The 15,123-nt window shown below is 72.5% G+C and carries 8 protein-coding genes; 6 read left to right on the plus strand and 2 right to left on the minus strand.

Annotated features, from left to right (window positions below):
• Positions 1-185 precede the first annotated feature (185 nt).
• The 4 genes from D4B81_RS13680 to pulA (D4B81_RS13695) all read left to right on the plus strand — a co-directional run bounded on the left by D4B81_RS13680 (position 186) and on the right by pulA (D4B81_RS13695) (position 12,130).
• Complete coding sequence (locus tag D4B81_RS13680; protein ID WP_122263159.1) at positions 186-1,289, plus strand: NADH:flavin oxidoreductase/NADH oxidase; 1,104 nt, start codon at positions 186-188, stop codon at positions 1,287-1,289.
• 100 nt (positions 1,290-1,389) lie between these two features.
• Positions 1,390-7,110, plus strand: a complete 5,721-nt coding sequence (pulA, locus tag D4B81_RS13685) for a pullulanase-type alpha-1,6-glucosidase (protein WP_122263160.1) — start codon at positions 1,390-1,392, stop codon at positions 7,108-7,110.
• A 20-nt stretch (positions 7,111-7,130) separates the two neighbouring features.
• Positions 7,131-9,458 (plus strand): 6-phosphofructokinase, encoded by a 2,328-nt coding sequence (locus D4B81_RS13690; RefSeq protein ID WP_122263161.1) that lies wholly within the window; start codon positions 7,131-7,133, stop codon positions 9,456-9,458.
• Positions 9,455-12,130 (plus strand): pullulanase-type alpha-1,6-glucosidase, encoded by a 2,676-nt coding sequence (gene pulA, locus D4B81_RS13695; RefSeq protein WP_122263162.1) that lies wholly within the window; start codon positions 9,455-9,457, stop codon positions 12,128-12,130. Before D4B81_RS13690 ends, pulA (D4B81_RS13695) begins: the two co-directional genes overlap by 4 nt.
• 86 nt (positions 12,131-12,216) lie before the next feature.
• Here pulA (D4B81_RS13695) and D4B81_RS13700 read toward each other — a convergent pair whose 3' ends face one another.
• Together D4B81_RS13700 and D4B81_RS13705 are read right to left on the minus strand one after the other, a co-directional pair.
• Positions 12,217-12,780, minus strand: a complete 564-nt coding sequence (locus tag D4B81_RS13700; RefSeq protein WP_122263163.1) for a winged helix-turn-helix domain-containing protein — start codon at positions 12,778-12,780, stop codon at positions 12,217-12,219.
• On the minus strand, positions 12,777-13,946 hold the full coding sequence (locus D4B81_RS13705; protein WP_122263164.1) for an AI-2E family transporter: 1,170 nt from the start codon (positions 13,944-13,946) through the stop codon (positions 12,777-12,779). The genes D4B81_RS13700 and D4B81_RS13705 overlap by 4 nt, the downstream gene beginning before the upstream one ends.
• Positions 13,947-14,127: 181 nt before the next feature.
• On the opposite strand from D4B81_RS13705, the gene rplM reads away from it, so the two are divergent.
• Both rplM and rpsI read left to right on the plus strand, forming a co-directional pair.
• Entirely contained in the window at positions 14,128-14,571 is a 444-nt protein-coding gene (gene rplM, locus D4B81_RS13710) for a 50S ribosomal protein L13 (protein WP_097189178.1), read from the plus strand.
• A gap of 12 nt (positions 14,572-14,583) precedes the next feature.
• Positions 14,584-15,084, plus strand: a complete 501-nt coding sequence (gene rpsI, locus D4B81_RS13715) for a 30S ribosomal protein S9 (RefSeq protein ID WP_122263165.1) — start codon at positions 14,584-14,586, stop codon at positions 15,082-15,084.
• Positions 15,085-15,123: the final 39 nt, after the last annotated feature.

The raw sequence follows: 15,123 nt of genomic DNA on the forward strand, positions 1-15,123 counted from the left end.
GCTAAGCCTGACAGCGCCGATGGTACTGCACTGGAGACGGTGTGGGAGAGTAGGACACCGCCGGACCACTTTGTGCGACAGCCCCTGACCGGGAAACCGGTCGGGGGCTGTCTGCATGTGCTCTGCCCGCGCATCTGTGCGGGTGTCATCGGGGCGCCAGGGACAGGGATGGGAGGATCGCGGGTATGCCGCCGATGATCTTCAGCCCGCTGACGCTGCGCTCGCTCGAGGTGCCGGGGCGGGCCTGGGTGTCACCGATGTGCCAGTACTCCTGCCGGCCGAGCGAGCCCGGCTTCGTCACCGACTGGCACCTGGCACACCTCATGTCCTTCGCCGTAGGTGGTGCGCCGCTGATCCTCACCGAGGCCACGGCGGTCAGCCGCGACGGTCGGATCTCGCCCTGGGACGCCGGCCTGTGGGAGGACCAGCAGATGCGCGGCTGGCAGCGGATCGTCGAGCAGGTGCACCAGGTCGGCTCGCTCATCGGGGTGCAGCTGGCCCATGCGGGACGCAAGGGCTCGACGTACGCGCCGTTCCACGAGCGCTCCGGCAGCGTCCCTCGCGATGACGGTGGTTGGCGGGCGGTCGGTGCCGGGGAGCAGGCCTTCGGCAGCTACGCCGCCCCGCGGGGTCTGCGCACCGAGGAGGTGCCCGAGATCGTGCACGCCTTCGCCCGGTCCGCCGCCCGGGCGGTCCGGGTGGGCTTCGACGTGGTGGAGGTCCACGCTGCCCACGGCTACCTCCTGCACCAGTTCCTCAGCCCGCTGGTCAACGACCGGTCCGACCGCTACGGCGGCGACGACGTGGGACGTGCACGCCTCGTGCTCGAGGTCGTCGACGCGGTGCGGGCGGCGATCCCGGACCGGGTGCCGCTCCTCGTCAGGGTGTCGGCCACGGACTGGTCCGACGAGGTCGAGGGGGGCATCGAGGGTGATGTCGAGCGCACCGTGCAGCTGTGCCGCGAGCTGGGCCGCCGCGGGGTGGACCTCATCGACGTCTCGTCCGGGGGCAACGTCCCAGCCCCGACGATCCCGGTCGGACCCGGCTACCAGACCCGGTTCGCCGAGCGGGTGAGGGAGACCGTGGAGGTTCCCGTGAGCACGGTCGGCATGATCACCGGAGCGCGGCAGGCCGAGGGCGTCCTGCGGGCGGGCAAGGCCGATGCGGTGATGCTCGCCCGAGCAGCGCTGGCCGACCCGCACTGGTGGCACCGGGCCGCGCACCAGCTCGGGCACGCCCTGCCCTGGCCTCCCCAGTACGCGAGGATCACCGACCGTCACGTGTTCTGACCGGCCGGTCTTGCAAGAAATTGCGGTCTAGCTGTTGCCGTTGCGTCAGCGAGGTCGTAAAGTTGGCGCGTCCCCCAGCTCTTCCTGTCCAGGAGCCGCAATGTCGCGTCCCGTCCTCGTCGGCCTGCTCTGCACCGCCGTCCTCGCCACCGGGGTCCTCGTCCCCACCTCGGTCGGGGGCCAGGCCGCCCCCGCGCGGGCGAGCCACCAGACCGTCGCCCTCGTCGGCAGCCTCCAGTCCGAGCTCGGCTGCGGGGCTGACTGGGACCCCACGTGCACGGACACGCGGCTGGCGCCCGTGGAGGGGAGCGACACGGCATACTCCGGGACGTTCGAGGTGCCCGAGGGCACCTGGGCGTTCAAGGTCGCCCTGAACGGTGGGTGGGAGGACTCCTTCCCCTCGGACGACCTTCCCCTCGTCCTCGAGGGGCCCGCCGAGCTGGAGTTCACCTTCGACGAGGAGACCGAGAAGGTGGGCGTCGCCCCCGCGACGCTCGCGGGTCCGGTGGCCGAGGCCGACGCCGCGCTGGCGCAGGACAGCCTGCGCAACCCCGTGACCGACGAGCAGTTCTACTTCGTCATGGCGGACAGGTTCGCCAACGGTGACACCACCAACGACACGGCCGGCATCGCCGGCGGACGTCTCGAGCACGGCTTCGACCCCACGGACAAGGGGTTCTTCCACGGCGGGGACCTGGCCGGCATCGCGGACCGTCTCGACTACATCGAGGGTCTGGGCACCACGGCGATCTGGCTCACCCCCAGCTTCAAGAACCGTCCGGTGCAGGGTGCCGGCGCCGACGCGTCCGCCGGCTACCACGGCTACTGGGTCACGGACTTCACCCAGATCGACCCGCACCTGGGCAGCAACGAGGAGATGCGGGACCTGGTCGACGCCGCCCACGCGCGCGGGATGAAGGTCTACTTCGACATCATCACCAACCACACCGCGGACGTCATCGACTACGAGGAGGGGCAGTACTCCTACGTCGACAAGGCGACCGAGCCGTACCGCGACGCCAACGGCGCCATCTTCGACGACCGCGACTACGTCAACAAGCCGTTCCCCCTCCTCGACCCCGCGATCTCCTTCCCCTACACCCCGGTCTTCCGCACCGAGGCGGACGAGACGGTCAAGGTCCCGGAGTGGCTGAACGACCCGACGATGTACCACAACCGCGGTGACTCGACCTTCGCCGGCGAGTCGAGCCTGTACGGGGACTTCATCGGCCTCGACGACCTCTTCACCGAGCGGATCGAGGTCGTCGACGGCATGGTCGACATCTACTCCGCCTGGGCAGACATGGGCATCGACGGGTTCCGCGTGGACACCGTCAAGCACGTCAACCTCGAGTTCTGGCAGGAGTTCAGCCCGCGCGTCCTCGAGGCCGCGCGCGCCGAGAACGAGGACTTCTTCATGTTCGGCGAGGTCTTCGACGGCAACCCGGCCTACCTGTCCACCTTCAGCACCGCGGGCGAGCTCCCGGCCGTGATCGACTTCGGCTTCCAGGGCCAGGTCCTCAACTTCGTCAAGGGTGCGGCGACCACCGGCCTGCGCACGTTCTACGCGCAGGACGACTACTACACCGACGCCGACTCCAACGCCTACCAGATGCCCACGTTCACCGGGAACCACGACATGGGTCGCGCGGCGATGATGCTCGCCGGCGACCACGAGGGTGCGGACCTGCAGGCGCGGGTCGAGCTGAGCAACGAGCTGATGTTCCTCACGCGGGGCCAGCCCGTCGTCTACTACGGCGACGAGCAGGGCTTCATCGGGGCAGGCGGTGACAAGGACGCGCGTCAGGACATGTTCGCCACCCAGGTGCAGCAGTATGCCGAGGAGCCGCTGATCGCCGCTCCGTCCGGCTCCCGGGACCGCTACGACACCAAGCACCCGCTGTACCGGCAGATCGCTACGCTGTCGGACCTCGTGGACCGGCACCCGGCGCTGGCCGACGGGGCGCAGGTGCACCGCTACGCCAGCAACGGCGCCGGCGTCTACGCCTTCTCCCGCATCGACGCCGACGAGCAGGTCGAGTACGTCGTCGTCGCGAACAACGCCACCACCGCGCAGACGGTGGCCGTGCCGACCTACGGTGCCGACCGGTACCACGCGATCTACGGCGAGCGCGGCACGGTGAAGTCCGACGCCGGGGACCGCATCTCGGTCGAGGTGGCACCCCTGTCCGTCGAGGTCTACCGCGCGGGCGCGGCCCTCGCCCCGCGTGCCGAGGCCCCGGCCGTCCACCTGACCTCACCGTCGGCAGGCGCGGTCGTGGGCGGGCGCGCCGAGGTCGCCGCCTCCGTCCCCGAGAACGCCTTCGCGCAGGTGTCCTTCGCCTACCGCCCGGCGGGGACGCAGGACTGGACGCTCCTCGGGACCGACGACAACGCCCCCTACCGGGTGTTCCACGACGTCTCGGGTATGCCGGACGGCACCCTCCTCGAGTACCGCGCCGTCCTGAAGGACCACTCGGGCAACCTCTCCGCCTCCTCCTCGTACGGGGTCGTCGGTGAACCAACCGGCACCGGTGGTGGCGGCGACGGCGGCGGGACCCCGGTGGGGCCGGTCGAGCAGCCGGACGCCGTGTCGGTCCCGGGCAGCCACAACTCCGAGATGGGCTGCCCCGACAACGACTCGAACCGCGGTGACTGGCAGCCCTGGTGCGACCAGGCCCAGCTCTCCCTGGACGCCAATGACAGCATCTGGAAGAGGACCTACGACGCCGGGGTCGTCCCGGCCGGGTCCTACGAGTACAAGGCGGCGATCGACCGCGCATGGGACGAGAGCTACGGCACGCCGGCGAGGCAGAACGTCCCCTACAGCACCGACGGCGCGGGCGTGAGCTTCTACTACGACCACGCGCGCAAGCACGTCACCTCCGACGCCCAGGGGCCGATCGTCACCGCCCCCGGCAGCTTCCAGAGCGAACTGGGCTGCCCCGGTGACTGGCAGCCCGAATGCATGCTGCCGTGGCTGATCGACCCGGACGGTGACGGCATACACACGTTCAGCACCACCCAGATCCCCGCCGGCAACTACCAGGTGAAGGTGGCGCACGGGTTGTCCTGGGCCGAGAACTACGGCGCGGGCGGCGCACCCGGTGGCACCGACATCGGCTTCGCGGTGCCCCGCGACGGTGTGGTGACGACCTTCAGCTACGACATCGACACGCACCTGCTCACCGTCACCACGTCCGAGGCCGGCGTCGCTGTCGACCTCGGGGCGGCCAAGGCCCACTGGCTCGCGCCCGACCTGCTGGCCTGGCCGGCGGACGGGGTCGAGGCACCCGAGCTCACAGACTGGCGTCTGCACTGGGCGGCGGACGGTGGTCTGGCCGTCGACGCCGAGGACGTCACGGGCGGCTCGTCCGCCCCGCTGGTCTACGACCCGGCCGGGTTGCCCGCCGCCGTCGTGGACGACTTCCCGCACCTGGAGGGCTACCTCGCCCTGCGGCTGGGCGCGAAGACCGCCAGGGACGCCCCCGAGATCCTCAAGGGCCAGGTCGCCGTCGCGATGTACGACGACCTGGGCCGACTGGTCGACGCCACCGGCGTCCAGGTCCCCGGCGTGCTGGACGCCCTCTACGCCCAGAAGGCGAGGCAGGCGGCATACGGGATCAGCTGGCGCGGCCCGAACCCCACGCTGCGCCTCTGGGCGCCGACGGCCAAGGACGTCGACCTGCTGCTGTGGCCGACGGGTGGCACCGGTGAGCCGCAGCGGGTCCAGATGAAGCGTGCCGGCGACGGCTCGTGGGCCGCCGACGGCAAGCGGGGGTGGACCGGTATGGAGTACCTCTACGAGGTGACCGTCTACGCCCCCAGCACCGGCGAGGTGGAGGTCAACCGGGTGACCGACCCGTACTCCGTCGCCCTCACCCTCAACTCGACCCGCTCCGTCGTCGTCGACCTCGACGACCGGAAGTGGCAGCCGGCGCTGTGGCGCACGGCCACCGCGCCGGCGCTCGAGGACGAGGTCGACCAGACCATCTACGAGCTCCACGTGCGGGACTTCTCGATGGCCGACCCGGACGTGCCCGAGGAGCTGAAGGGCTCCTACCTGGCCTTCGCCGAGGACGGGTACGGCCGGCGCCACCTCGAGGCGCTCGCCGCCGCGGGGATGAACACCGTGCACCTCCTGCCCACGTTCGACATCGCCTCGATCGAGGAGGACCCCGCGGCACAGACCACCCCGGACTGCGACCTGGAGGTGCTCCAGCCCGACAGCGAGGAGCAGCAGGCGTGCGTGATCGCGCAGGCCGACACCGACGCCTTCAACTGGGGCTACGACCCCTGGCACTTCATGGCGCCGGAGGGCTCCTACGCCTCGACGGCAGCCACGGCCCACGGCGGGGAGCGCGTCTCCGAGTTCCGCACGATGGTCGGCGGCCTGCACGACGCCGGCCTGCGGGTAGTGCTCGACAAGGTGTTCAACCACACCGCGCAGGCGGGCCAGGGCGAGAAGTCGGTCCTTGACCGGGTCGTCCCCGGCTACTACCACCGGCTCAACGCGCTCGGCCAGGTCGAGACCTCGACCTGCTGCCAGAACGTCGCCACCGAGCACGCCATGGCCGAGCAGCTCATGGTGGACGCGGTGGTGCTCTGGGCCCGGGACTACAAGGTCGACGGCTTCCGCTTCGACCTCATGGGCCACCACAGCCGGGAGAACATGGAGGCCGTCCGGGCCGCGCTGGACGGGCTCAGCCTCAAGAGGGACGGCGTCGACGGTCGCGCCGTGACGCTCTACGGCGAGGGCTGGAACTTCGGCGAGGTGGCGGACAACGCCCGCTTCCACCAGGCCACCCAGGGCCAGCTGGACGGCACGTCGATCGCGACGTTCAACGACCGACTCCGTGACGGCGTGCGTGGCGGCGGGCCGTTCGACGAGGACCCGACCGTCGACAAGGGCTTCGGCTCCGGAGGCAGCAGCGCCAACGACACCGACCTCGTGCAGATCGGGATGGCAGGCAACCTCCGCGACTTCGTCCTGCGCAGCCAGGAGACGGGGGAGGAGGTCACCGGCTCGCAGATCAGCTACAACGGTTCGCCGGCGGCCTATGCGGAGGACCCGGACGAGGTGGTCAACTACGCCGACGCGCACGACAACGAGACGCTCTTCGACTCGCTGACGTTCAAGCTGCCGCAGGACACCCCCATGGAGGAGCGCGTGCGGCTGAACACCCTGTCGATGGCGACGGTGACGCTGGGTCAGAGCGTGGCGTTCTGGCACGCCGGGTCCGACCTGCTGCGGAGCAAGAGCCTGGACCGCAACACCTACAACAGCGGTGACTGGTTCAACGTGCTCGACTTCACGATGACCGACAACGGCTTCGGCCGAGGGCTGCCGCCCGCCGCCGACAACGGCGACAAGTGGGACCTCATGCGGCCGCTGCTGGCCGACCCCTCGCTCAAGCCCTCACCGGCGGACATCGAGCAGGCCTCGGCGATGGCCCAGGACCTGCTGCGGCTGCGCTTCTCGAGCGAGCTCTTCCGGCTCGGGGATGCCGGGCTCATCGAGCAGAAGGTGTCCTTCCCCGTCTCCGGCACCGACCTCGGTGACCCGCAGGTGATCGTCATGCACGTCGACGACACCGCCGGGCCCGACGTCGACCCCGCGCTGGACCGGCTGGTCGTCGTGCTCAACGCCAGCCCCGAGGCGGTCACCCAGCGGGTGCCCGGGCTGGAGGGTGCTCGGCTGGAGCTCTCACCCGTCCAGGCCGCGGGCTCCGACGAGGTCGTCCGGTCGGCGACCTGGGACACGGTCGCCGGCACGGCGTCGGTCCCGGCGCGCACCGTGGCGGTGTTCGTGCAGCCCTGAGGGTTGGGCAGGATGGGGGTATGCAACCCGACGTCGCCGCCAGCGTGTCCCGGTCCGACCTGCCCGGCCCCGCGCTGGGGGTGCTCACCTCCGGCGGTGACGCCCAGGGCATGAACGCGGCCGTGCGCGCCGTCGTGCGCACGGCCCTGCGGCTCGGGGCCCGCCCCTACGCCGTGCACGAGGGGTGGGGCGGCGCCGTCGCGGGCGGCCCGGGCATCCGGCCGCTGGGGTGGGACGACGTCGGGGGGGTGCTCCACGTCGGCGGCACCGTCCTGGGCAGTGCCCGGTGCCAGGAGTTCCGCACCCGCGAGGGCCGGCGCGCCGCGGCCGCCAACCTCGTGCGGCAGGGGATCGACCGGCTCGTCGTCATCGGCGGCGACGGGTCGCTGCGCGGCGCCGAGGAGTTCCGTCAGGAGTGGCCCGAGCTGCTCGCGGAGCTGGTGGCGGCCGGTGAGCTGGACGAGGCGGTCCGGCTCGCCCACCCGCGGCTGGCCGTCGCCGGCCTCGTCGGTTCCATCGACAACGACCTGGCCGGCACCGACATGACCATCGGGGCCGACACCGCCCTGCACCGTATCCTCGAGGCGGTCGACGCGCTGCGGTCCACGGCCGCGAGCCACCGGCGCACCTTCGTCGTCGAGGTGATGGGTCGCCACTGCGGCTACCTCGCCCTCATGGCGGCCGTCGCCGGCGGCGCCGACGCGGTCCTGGTGCCGGAGGACCCGCCGGGGGAGGGGTGGCGCGACGCCCTGGCCGAGCACCTCCTCGCGGCCCGGGGCGCGGGCCTGCGTGACCTCATCGTCATCGTCGCCGAGGGCGCCACCGACCGTGCCGGGAACCCGATCACCAGCCAGGACGTCGGGGCCCTGGTCACCGAGCGCCTCGGCGGGGAGGGGGCCCGGGTCACCGTGCTCGGCCACGTCCAGCGCGGCGGCCGCCCCTCCGCCTACGACCGGTGGATGCCGACACTGCTCGGGTATGCCGCGACGCAGCACGTCCTCAGCGTCTCCGACGCGTCGGCCACCGTGCTCGGGGTGCGGCACAACTGCATCACCCTGCTGCCGCTCGAGCGCGCGATCGCGGCCACCAACGCCGTCCGGGACGCGGTCGCCGCGCAGGACTTCGCCGCGGCCCGGGTTGCCCGCGGGGGCTCCTTCGCCTCCCTCGCCGCCTCCTTCGCTCAGCTCTGCTCCCCGCCCGACCTGCCTCCCGACCCGACCGGGTCGCGCCCGGCCCGGGACGACGGTGGACGTCCTCCCCGGCGGATCGCGGTGCTGCACGCCGGGGGCCTCGCCCCCGGCATGAACGCCGCGGTGCGCGCCCTGGTGCGCACCGCCGCCGTGACGGGGGACAGAGTTCTCGGCGTGCAGGGGTCGGTCCCCGGCCTGGCGGCCGGTGACCTGCGCGAGCTGGGCTGGGCGGAGGTCGACGACTGGGGTGGGCAGGGTGGTGCCGTGCTCGGCACTCGGCGGCTGCTCCCCGACCCTGACCAGGTCGCGGCGATCGCCCGGGTCGTGCAGGAGCAGCGCCTCGACGCGCTCGTCCTGGTCGGCGGCGGCGAGGCATACCGGACCGCCGCCGTCCTGACCGACCCCGAGGTCGTCGGCGCCCACCCGGCGCTCCGGCTGCCCGTGGTCTGCGTGCCCGCGACCATCTCCAACGACCTGCCCGGGGCCGACCTGTCGATCGGGGCAGACACGGCGCTCAACACGGTCGTGGAGGCCCTGGACAAGGTCCGGATGTCCGCCTCGGCCTCGCGCCGCTGCTTCGTGGTCGAGACGATGGGGGGCGCGTGCGGCTACCTCGCGATGATGTCCGGGCTGGCCGCCGGTGCCGAGCGCGTCTACCTGCCCGAGGAGCACCTCACGGTCCGCGAGCTCGCCGCGGACGCGGCGCGCATGACGCACACCTTCCAGCGCGGCCGTCGGCTGTGGCTCGCCATCCGCGGCGAGGAGGCCTCGGCGTCCTACACGACCGACGTGCTGACGCGGGTCTTCGAGGAGGAGGGCGGGGACCTCTTCGACGTCCGGAGCCTCGTCCTCGGGCACGTCCAGGACGGGGGCGACCCCACGCCCTTCGACCGGCTGCTGGCGACGCGCCTCGCGCGCGCGGCGTTGGGGGAGGTGGACCGGCAGCTGGTCTCGGACGAGCCGGGCGGGTGCTGCGTCGGCGAGGTGGCAGGAGCCTCCGCGGTGACGCCGCTCGGTCCGCCGGTGGGGGGGTCGGGGCAGGGCGTCGACCGGCCCGGGCAGCCGTGGTGGTTGGGTCTGCGGCCGGTCGGTGACGTCGTCAACGACCGCTACTCCACCGCCGAGGTCCTGGCGGTCCCCACCGCGGTGGACCGATGAGGCACGTCGACCTGCGCGCCGCCCGCGCCCACTGGCTGACCCGCGACCTCCTCGCCCTCCCGGCCACCGCCGTGCCACAGGGCTTCGAGGTCGACGAGCTCACGTGGACCCTCGGCGTGGCGCCCGAGGGCGGCCTCGACCCGGCAGCGGCGGGGGAGGTCGACGCGTTGCCGCTGGCGCTCGCGGACGGGGCGCTCCCGCACCCCGTGGCGGACCGGCACCCCCACCTGGCGGCCTGCCACCCCCTGCACCTGGCCGAGGCCGACGTCCCCCGGGTTGCTGAGCTCCTCACCGGGCAGGTGGCGCTGCTGGGACGGGACGCGCTGGGGGAGGTGGTGGTCGCCACCTCGCTGCAGGTCCCCGGCGTCCTGGACGACCTGTATGCCGCAGCCGCGTCCGCGCGGCCCCTGGGTGCCAGCTGGTCCCCAGGTCCGGACGGGGAGCGGGTGCCGACGGTCACGGTCTGGGCGCCGACGGCGCAGCGGGTCAGCCTGCTGCTGTGGGACGGGGTGCCCGAGGAGGGCAGCAGGCGCGCCTGGGCACCGGCCGGGACGCCCCGGTCCCTGCCGATGACGCGGCACGACGACGGGTGCTGGAGCGTGACCGGGAGCCGGGCGTGGACCGACCGGTGCTACCAGCTCGAGCTGCTTCACGTCATACCCAGGACGGGTCGGCGCAGCACGGTGCGGAGCACCGACCCCTGGTCCGTCGCGCTGACGGTCGATTCGACGCACTCGGTGCTGGTCGACCTCGAGGACGCGCGCTGGTCGCCGGCGGTCTGGCGCGACACACCGGCCCCCGCGCCGGTCCGTGCCGTCGACCAGTCGATCTACGAGGCGCACGTGCGGGACCTGACCCGGGACGACCCGTCGTGCCCGGAACCGCTGCGCGGCAGCTACCTGGGGCTGAGCGCCGACGGGGCGGCCAGGAGGCACCTGGCCGCGCTCGCCGGGGCCGGCCTGACGACGGTGCACCTCCTGCCGGTGTTCGACCTGACCTCCGTCGAGGAGGACCCCGCCCTGCAGGAGGAGGCCGACCCCGCCGTGCTCGCGCGGCTCTCGTCGCAGGACCCCGCGGGGATGCAGCAGCAGGCGATGGTCCGGGCCCACGCGACCCGGGACGCGTTCAACTGGGGCTACGACCCCTGGCACTTCATGGCCCCCGAGGGCTCCTACGCCACCGACGCCGGGGCGGCCCACGGCGGACGCCGGGTCGAGCAGTGCCGGATGCTGGTGGGCGAGCTGCACCGGCTGGGCCTGCGGGTCGTCCTGGACCAGGTGTACAACCACACCACGGACTCCGGCCTGCACCGCTCCTCCGTCCTGGACCGCGTGGTCCCGGGCTACTACCACCGGCTGGACGGGGAGGGCCGGGTCGAGACGTCGACGTGCTGCCAGAACCTCGCCACGGAGCACGCCCTGGCCCACCGGCTGATGGTCGAGTCCTGCGTGCTGTGGGTGCGGCACTACCGGGTCGACGGCTTCCGGTTCGACCTCATGGGTCATCACGGCGTGGCCGACCTGGAGGCCGTGCGGTCGGCCCTCGACGCGCTCACCCCGGAGGTGCACGGTGTCGACGGGCGGGCGGTGACGCTCTACGGCGAGGGGTGGGACTTCGGGGAGGTGGCCGGCAACGCGCGGTTCGTGCAGGCCGTGCAGGGCCAGCTCGGCGGCACCGGGATCGGCACCTTCAACGACCGGCTGCGCGACGCCGTCAGGGGTGGCAGCGTGCACGATGAGGACCCCCGCACCGGTCTGGGCTTCGCGACCGGGGGGGCGTCGGCGCGGCACACCGACCAGCTCCAGGTAGGGCTGGCGGGCGGGTTGCGCGACATCGCGTTCCGCTCGCAGGAGACCGGGCGTCCGGTGACCGGGGCGACGGTGTCCTACGGCGGCTCCCCGACGGGCTACGCGGACGAGCCGGACGAGGTCGTCAACTACGTCGACGCCCACGACAACGAGACCCTGTGGGACACCCTGCTGCTCAAGCTGCCCCAGGACACCCCGATGGCTGAGCGTCTCCGGCGCAACACCCTCGCGCTGGCGACGGTCACTCTCTCGCAGGGGATCTCGTTCTGGCACGCCGGTGCGGAGATCCTGCGGAGCAAGAGCCTGGACCGCAACAGCCATGCCTCGGGTGACTGGTTCAACCACCTCGACTACACCTTGCAGGACAACGGGTTCGGACGCGGCCTGCCTCCGGAACCCGACAACGGGCCTCGGTGGTCCCTCATGGCTCCGCTGCTCGCCGACCCGGCCCTGCGGCCCTCTAACGCGGACATGGCGCACGCCCGGGACTGCGCCCTCGACCTGCTGCGCCTCCGGCGGGACCTGCCGCTCCTGCGGCTCGGGAGCCGGCAGCGGATCCTTCGCCAGCTCTCCTTCCCGGTGTCCGGGACCGAGCACGGTCGGCCGGACGTCGTCGTGATGCTCGTCGACGACACCGGGCCGGAGGTCGTCGACGACCGACGCTCCGGGCTGCTGCTGGTGCTGAACGGCTCGAGGCTCCCGGTCGCCCAGACGGTGCCGGGCCTGTCCGGCCAGGCGTGGGCGCTGGCGCAGGCCCAGCGCGAGGGGGCGGACGAGGTGGTCCGCGCCACGGCGTGGGACGAGGCGGCCGGCACGGTCCGCGTGCCCGCCCTGACCGCGGCGGTGCTGGAGCGCCTCCGCTGAGCCCTCCACCGGCCGGCCGGGCACGTCCGGACGCAGGGTCCGGGTAGGTCAGGAGATGGTTCTGCCGCCTCGACATGTTCGCCCCCTCAGCGGAGGCGGCGGTCCACGGGCAGCGCGCATGTGTAGACGACCACGCGTCTGGCCTGCGGGTTCCCCTGGCCGACCCGGCGGTAGCGCTCGAGCACCTCGAGCAGCTCGGCCCGCATCGCGGTGGCCTGCTCCGCGGTGACCTGCACGGTGTGGTCCTCGAGCCCGCACACCTCCTGCCAGGTGCCCTCCCACTCCTGGCGCTCGCGCAGCCACGCCTGGGCGCGGTCCCCGAAGTGGGCCAGGTAGTCCAGCGCGAGCCAGTCGACGGCCTGCGCGTCGTCCTCGTCCAGCGGCTCGTCCTCCGTCGTGGCCATGACCACCGACCGGTCCGGGGTCGGCGCGGCCCGCCAGACGCGTCGGCGCCCGGCTCCGGTGCCGGTGTCCTCCACCAGACCCACCTCCGCCAGGCGGCGCAGGTGGTATGACGTGGCACCGGTGTGCGTCTCGAGCGCCGCTGCGAGCTGGGTCGCCGTGGCCTCCCCGTGCACGCGCAGCTCGGCCAGCAGCCGGCTGCGCAGCGGGTGGGCGAGCGTGCGCAGCGCCCCGCGACCGGTGCTCACGGCTGCTGCAGGACCGCGTCCCGGGTGGTCTCGGCCCGGGCCGTGTCAGGGTCGGAGGCGAAGAAGGCGTTGAGCCACCGCGCCTGCGGGTCGGCATCCACCAGCAGCGCCTTGACGACCAGGGTGGCAGGGAGGGCGAGCAGCGCCCCGATCGGCCCGAGCACCCAGGCCCAGAGGACGAGGGACACGAACGTCACGGTGGGGGTCACGCCGACCGCGTCGCCCGTGAACTTCGGCTGGATGAGGGACTGCACGACGAAGTTGATGACCGTGTAGACCACCACGACGATCAGCGCGTTGGTCGGGCCGTTGGCCAGCAGCGCCATCACCGCCGGGGGGAAGAGGCCGATGACGAAGCCCACGTTGGGGATGTAGTTGGTGACGAACGCCAGCACGCCCCAGGTCAGCGCCAGCGGGACGCCGAGCAGGGACAGGGCCACGACGTCGAGGGCGGCGACGATCAGGCCGAAGATCGTGGTCACCAGCCAGTAGCGCTGGACCCCGTGGGCGAAGGCGGCGAGGGCGTCCGCCAACCGCGGGTGCTGCTCGCGGACGAGGTCCAGCCGCCGGCCGGCCGACAGGGTGTCGACCATGAGGAAGACGGTGACGATGAGCGTCGTGGCGAGCAGCGCCACCACACCGCCCACGTTGCCGACCACCCCGCCGAGCGCGCCGACGATCGCCTCCGGGTTGAGGGCGCTGCGCAGCTGGTCGGTCAGGGTGGCCTCCTCGATCCCGAAGCCCGCCAGCAGGTCGAGCACCTGCTGGTAGAGCGCCTCGAACTGCTCCTGGTAGCGCGGCAGCTCCTCGACCAGCCGGGCGACCGACCACCCCAGCGCCCCGAAGAAGGCGATGAGGAAGGCGAACACGGACAACGCGGCTACCGCCGCGGCCAGCCAGGTCGGGACCCCCGAGCGACGCAGCAACGCCTGCAGGGGAGCGGCCGCGATGACGAGGTTGAGGGCGAGGAACACCGGCGCGACGTAGCTGCGCAGCTCGTGCAGGCCCAGGAGGACGCCGAAGGCGAGCGCCACGCCCAGGAGCACCACGACGCCCCGGGGGAGCAGGCGCCCCGCGGGCACCCGCCCGTCAGGGGTGGCCCCGGCAGGTGCCTGGGGCGGGACCGCCTGGCGGGGACGTCGGCGCAGCGCGGGGAGGAGAGGCATACCCGCCAGCGTAGGCGAGGGTGCTCCCAGTGCACAATACTTGTGCACAGGGAGGGTGCACGCGCGGTGAGGATGGCCGTCATACCCCCTCCGACCTGCGGTTTGTCCGGTTTTGGGACGGCGTCGCGCCCCCGGTAGACTGGAGCAGTTGCCCACCCATCCGACGACGAAGGTTTGCACCGTGCGTACCTACACCCCGAAGCCCGGCGACATCCAGCGCGCCTGGCACCTCATCGACGCGCAGGACGTCGTGCTGGGACGCCTCGCGTCCCAGGCCGCCATCCTCCTGCGCGGCAAGCACAAGACCATCTTCGCGCCCCACGTCGACACTGGTGACTTCGTGATCATCATCAACGCCGACAAGGTCGCGCTCACCGGCGCCAAGCTCGAGAAGAAGAAGCTCTACCGCCACTCCGGTTACCCCGGCGGGCTGCGGGCGGACACCTACGAGCAGATGCTGGAGAAGCACCCCACCCGCGCCGTGGAGAAGGCCATCCGCGGCATGCTGCCCAAGAACTCGCTCGGCCGCCAGCAGCTCAGCAAGCTCAAGGTCTACGCGGGCGACACGCACCCGCACGCGGCCCAGCAGCCCGTCCCGTACACGATCTCCCAGGTCGCGCAGTAAGGAACTTGACAGATGACTGACATCACCACCGACGTCGCGTCCGACGAGTTCGACGAGAACGCCGTCTCGGAGTACACGACCGAGTCCTCGACCACGACCGAGGCCTCCGCCCGCCCGACCGCCTCCGCCCCCGGCGCCGCCACCGGCCGACGCAAGCAGGCCGTGGCCCGCGTGCGCATCGTGCCCGGCACCGGCGCGTGGACCATCAACGGCCGCACCCTGGAGGAGTACTTCCCCAACAAGGTGCACCAGCAGATCGTCAACGAGCCCCTGACCGTGCTGGAGCTGGACGGCGCCTACGACGTGCTCGTGCGCGTGCACGGCGGCGGCCCCTCCGGCCAGGCCGGTGCCGTCCGCCTCGGCGTGGCCCGGTCCCTGAACGGGGTCGACGAGGAGCTCAACCGCCCGGCCCTGAAGAAGGCCGGTCTGCTGACCCGGGACGCCCGCGTCCCCGAGCGCAAGAAGGCCGGCCTCAAGAAGGCCCGCAAGGCGCCGCAGTACAGCAAGCGCTGACCGCGCTCCTGCCGCCCCGGCAGGCAGAAGCACCGACGG

This window comes from Ornithinimicrobium cerasi (genome assembly GCF_003702705.1).
GTDB lineage: Bacteria > Actinomycetota > Actinomycetes > Actinomycetales > Dermatophilaceae > Ornithinicoccus > Ornithinicoccus cerasi.